At 58.5% G+C, this 3,876-nt stretch carries 5 protein-coding genes; 1 reads left to right on the top strand and 4 read right to left on the bottom strand.

From position 1 onward, the window contains the following. Positions 1-109: 109 nt before the first annotated feature. Positions 110-763, bottom strand: coding sequence for an ATP-binding protein (locus I6F17_RS37330; RefSeq protein WP_276573296.1), 654 nt, complete (start codon positions 761-763; stop codon positions 110-112). Further along, complete coding sequence (locus I6F17_RS37325) at positions 753-923, bottom strand: hypothetical protein (protein ID WP_204524487.1); 171 nt, start codon at positions 921-923, stop codon at positions 753-755. The genes I6F17_RS37330 and I6F17_RS37325 overlap by 11 nt, the downstream gene beginning before the upstream one ends. A 1,687-nt stretch (positions 924-2,610) precedes the next feature. Between I6F17_RS37325 and I6F17_RS37320 the strand changes: the two genes are divergently transcribed. Continuing rightward, positions 2,611-3,246, top strand: coding sequence for a hypothetical protein (locus I6F17_RS37320; protein ID WP_109141611.1), 636 nt, complete (start codon positions 2,611-2,613; stop codon positions 3,244-3,246). 5 nt (positions 3,247-3,251) lie between these two features. On the opposite strand, the gene I6F17_RS37315 is transcribed toward I6F17_RS37320, so the two are convergent. Together I6F17_RS37315 and I6F17_RS37310 are read right to left on the bottom strand one after the other, a co-directional pair. After that, entirely contained in the window at positions 3,252-3,473 is a 222-nt protein-coding gene (locus I6F17_RS37315; protein WP_225132272.1) for a hypothetical protein, read from the bottom strand. 122 nt (positions 3,474-3,595) lie between these two features. Then, positions 3,596-3,876: recombinase family protein (locus I6F17_RS37310; RefSeq protein ID WP_225132271.1), on the bottom strand; the 281-nt coding region annotated here is incomplete at its 5' end.

Below are 3,876 nucleotides of genomic sequence, written 5' to 3'. Positions count from 1 at the left end.
AGGTCGTCAGTTAGCCAAAGGCCAGCCATGGCAGATCGAGCTCTCAGACGACCAAATCCGTCAGCTTCGTAATCGAGTACGACGCACCAAGCGTTCGAGGAAGGAGGCATCATGAAGTCATCGGCTCCGGGAAGATGCGCCCCCATTCGCCGAATGGCTGATTGGCCGTGATCAGCAGCGAGCGTCGCTCGTAGCGGGAGGCGATTAGCTCGAACAGCACACTGGTCTCCGCCTGATCCTTGCTCACATATGTGATGTCGTCGAGGATCAGGAGGTCGTAGCGGTCAAGTTTGGCGATCGCCGACTCCAGCGCCAGTTCGCGCCGCGCTACCTGCAGCCGCTGCACCAGATCGGTGGTGCGTGCGAAGAGAACGCGCCACCCATCCTCGACGAGAGCCAGGCCGATCGCGGCGCCGAGATGAGTCTTGCCTCCGCCGGGTGGACCGAACAGCAGCAGGTTGGCGCCGGTCTTCAACCAGGCGTCGCCGGCGGCGAGCGCCATCACCTGTGCCTTTGACAGCATCGTCACGCTTTCGAAGTCGAACGTGGCGAGCGTCTTGCCGGCAGGCAAACGCGCTTCCGCCACGAGATCATCATCGATCACTTCGATCTCTGACCACCCGAGTGCCGTCAGCCGGTCTCGCATGGCGTATTGGAGCGCGCTGCTCTCGCGATTGTGCAACACCTGATGGGCCGAAGACTGACGCACGTAAAGAATCGGCTTGCGCTCCAGATGATGAGGCCTGACCTTGTCAGAGATCATGATCGACCTCCTTCGCGGGCGGCGTCGCTGTCATCGCTGCATGGTCGAGGACCAACTGCGTCATCAGGCTCGTGAGCGCTGCCCGCTCTTCTGCGGGCAGATCTAGCCATGTGGGCGCGCCGATGGCGCCGTTCGACAGGCCACTCCCGAACAGATCCATCTGCTGCTGCGGCCGCGGTCGTCGATTGTGTCGGTATACGCTCCCTGGCACTGCCGTCTGCCGTGACATGAGTCTCTCCCCGATTCTGGTCGTGAGAGGCTCTGGATGCGCCAGAACGCAAACTCGGCGACCAAACCAGGGATGATGGCGATAAAGAACCTCGCGAAGAACGATCCTGTGGGCGTTCTTGAGCCTTGTTGTACAATTTCCAGCGCCCCCATCAGGCGCTGGCAAACCGCGCGCCGATGGCGGTCTGGCGGGCCGGTGTCACCGGCGCATTCGGCGAAGAGGCTGTGAATATGAAGCTTCTCGCAAGCGAGAAGCTTGGACAACGCTGCACGTTGCCCACATCCCCACAGCCACAGCAGCAAGTAAGAGTAGCGTAAACCTATTGGCAAGAACGAACGGCAGCAGCTCCACTTAAAAAACCGGACCCAGTGGTCCTCAGCACAGGTCCACTTCACTGATCGAGGCTCGTCCCGTCACCGATCACGGCCGCATCATCCAGACAAACGACAAGCGATATACCGTCGTTTATCAATCGGTGCGCGGAACGGAAGTTACGTTCACGATGGACGCCCCTTCCTTTAATGCCATGGAAGCGGAGCATTTGTCGAAATTGGGCAATCGCATAAGAGCCGTCGGATACCTCGAGCGCCGAACGAGGCGCGATTCGTTGACGCTCACTGAGCTTCCTCAGACGACTGCTGCGAAGTGATACCTAACTCGTGCTGACCTGGATCGGCGTCCTCGACTAGCCACGGCTAGTCTGCGTAACCAACCGAACCTGGTAGGTGCCTCGCGGGTCTCTCCGAGGATATAATTCGACAGAGTATTTGAAACAATGCAGGAGCAGATTCGAAAATCATTGATAGGCGCGTGCTCCTGTTTGCGCAGAAACTGGGGCCGACTAAGGAATACTTGAGACGAACGCGTCATGGCCGCTGATCCGAAAACCGCATCCCTCTACTCGCGAATGCAGAGCTACGGCACCCTGATCGAAGCGCCGCGCGACGTGCCAGACGCGCGCTTCGCGCTGCCGGCGACTGTCCACTGGATGCGCGCGCTCGCGATCGCAACTGTCGACCAAAAGCTCAACTTCGCTGCCGGTCGACGGTTCTACGCGAATGTTCACGCGCGCGGGGTACCAGATCTCGGGCGCGCTTCAGGTCCATCATCTAGCGCTCAGCCTGCTACAGAAATGTGTACTGCAAGGGGCCAGCTCGGCCCCTTACCCAATCCGGTAGATGAGGCGACCGCGTCAGGTTGCAAATCCCTCCCGGCGTGGACACGCGCTTCCGGAACCTGGGGAGAAGGACCTTATGGCGCGTATTCAACACATCATCACACTCCACAATGACGAATGGACGGTCGTCGTAGATGGCAAGCACTCCGCCCCATACGCTACTCAAAAGGAGAACAAGATCGGCATCACCGTGAATACTTCAACATCGATACGGGCAAAGCCGAAAAGGTGGCTTTAGATGACGCGGTGTTGTTCACGGAATGGGCTGTGGGGCACGTCGTCGACGGAAAATTCGAAGAAATCTACAGATACCCTCTGCCTGGTACTTCTTAAAGAGAAGGGGCAAGCCGCTTGAAGTTCCCCGCCTTTCAATCCGCTGAATCTGCACCAACGGTGCGAGCTGGAATCACTGCTTCCAATCACAGTCAAAGGAAACCTGATATGATCCCTATTGAGGAGTCCTTTATTCGAGCGATAACGTTGCTTGACGGACCAAAATCGACCGAGCAACGGGCTGAAACCGTCGCCCACCTGGATACTATTATAGCCTATGCACGCGACGATACCGAGGAGCGGCTAGCCCATAGTTTCAAAGCGATGGCCCTGAACCACCTCGACAGTATCGGTCAAGATACGTCGACCATTGTTGAGGAAAAAATGGAGCTGGCACTGATCGCCACCGAAGAATTGATTCTAGCTATCGTCGAACGCAACCGGCGGGGAATAAGATCCGAGAGATGCCCATGCAGGAACTTTGCAACTGGGCAATACGCCGGCCGGTGTCGCGATCAAATAAGCATGAGCGATGACGACCTCCACCAAAGACATGCACGCAGCGCCATCGGACCAAGCAACAACCTTCAAAGTCACGGCCCGCGCGTGACTGGAAGCCCTTCGATCGAGGAGTTCATGGTCTACTTGTTCGAGCCCGACGGCCATATAGTGCACTGCGTAAGGCTGATTTGCGCTGATGAGGAAGCGGCTAAACAGCGAGCACAGCAATTAGCCGAGACCAACAGGGTCGAGCTTTGGCAGCTCACTCGCAAGATTGCGAGCTATCCGTCCCGCGCGAACTGAGGCGCTTATTTTGCGCAATCCTCGCTCTTATAGGCCTGCGCAGCGTCCGGCGGTATGTCCACACTTGCCTGCGTAATCTGAGCGGCTTCACTGCAGCCTTCCGCCCTTGCGAATTCCCTTCGGCTCGGCCCTGGTTCAGCGACGCGATCGCCGATCTCGGCAGCAAAGATGCCGCTATGCAGATGGCCGGCACGTGGTGCATCGAACACCAAGGTCGCGGTCATCAAGGCGTGCCTCTACGATCCGCAGATCAATCGCGCCTGTGCGGAGATGGCCGCGCATTGCGGCACCGCCGTCTTTGCTGGCGCGGCCGCGCAAGCCGCGCGAAGAAGATTGCTTCATATTGCACCTAATCCTGACAGGGCCTGTACCGTGTGCGCGTGCGACCATAGACGAAGGCGCCGGCGTAGCGTGGATTGTGGAGCACCTGCAGGATGCGCGCATGATTCGGCGGCGCCCATAGGAGGTCTCCCTTGTTTGGACCTGCGCGCAATCGACGTGAAAACAACAGAGCTTGCTCTCGGAAGAAGCGGACGGTCTGCACGGCACTTTCGGTCCGCTCAAAGGTGTCGAACACGAGACGGATGGCATTCTGCACTTGGGCGTCAGGATCGAGGCCGAGGGTCCGAT

The organism is Bradyrhizobium sp. NBAIM18 (assembly GCF_020193825.1).
Lineage (GTDB): Bacteria > Pseudomonadota > Alphaproteobacteria > Rhizobiales > Xanthobacteraceae > Bradyrhizobium > Bradyrhizobium yuanmingense.
The sequence above is the reverse complement of the archived record's forward strand: the minus strand, read 5'-3'. Positions and strand labels throughout refer to the sequence as shown.

Bases quoted from the DNA above. Each gene is read 5' to 3' on its own strand.
- I6F17_RS37330 (WP_276573296.1), bottom strand. From the start codon at position 763: ATGATCTCTGACAAGGTCAGGCCTCATCATCTGGAGCGCAAGCCGATT.
- I6F17_RS37325 (WP_204524487.1), bottom strand. From the start codon at position 923: ATGGATCTGTTCGGGAGTGGCCTGTCGAACGGCGCCATCGGCGCGCCC.
- I6F17_RS37320 (WP_109141611.1), top strand. From the start codon at position 2,611: ATGATCCCTATTGAGGAGTCCTTTATTCGAGCGATAACGTTGCTTGAC.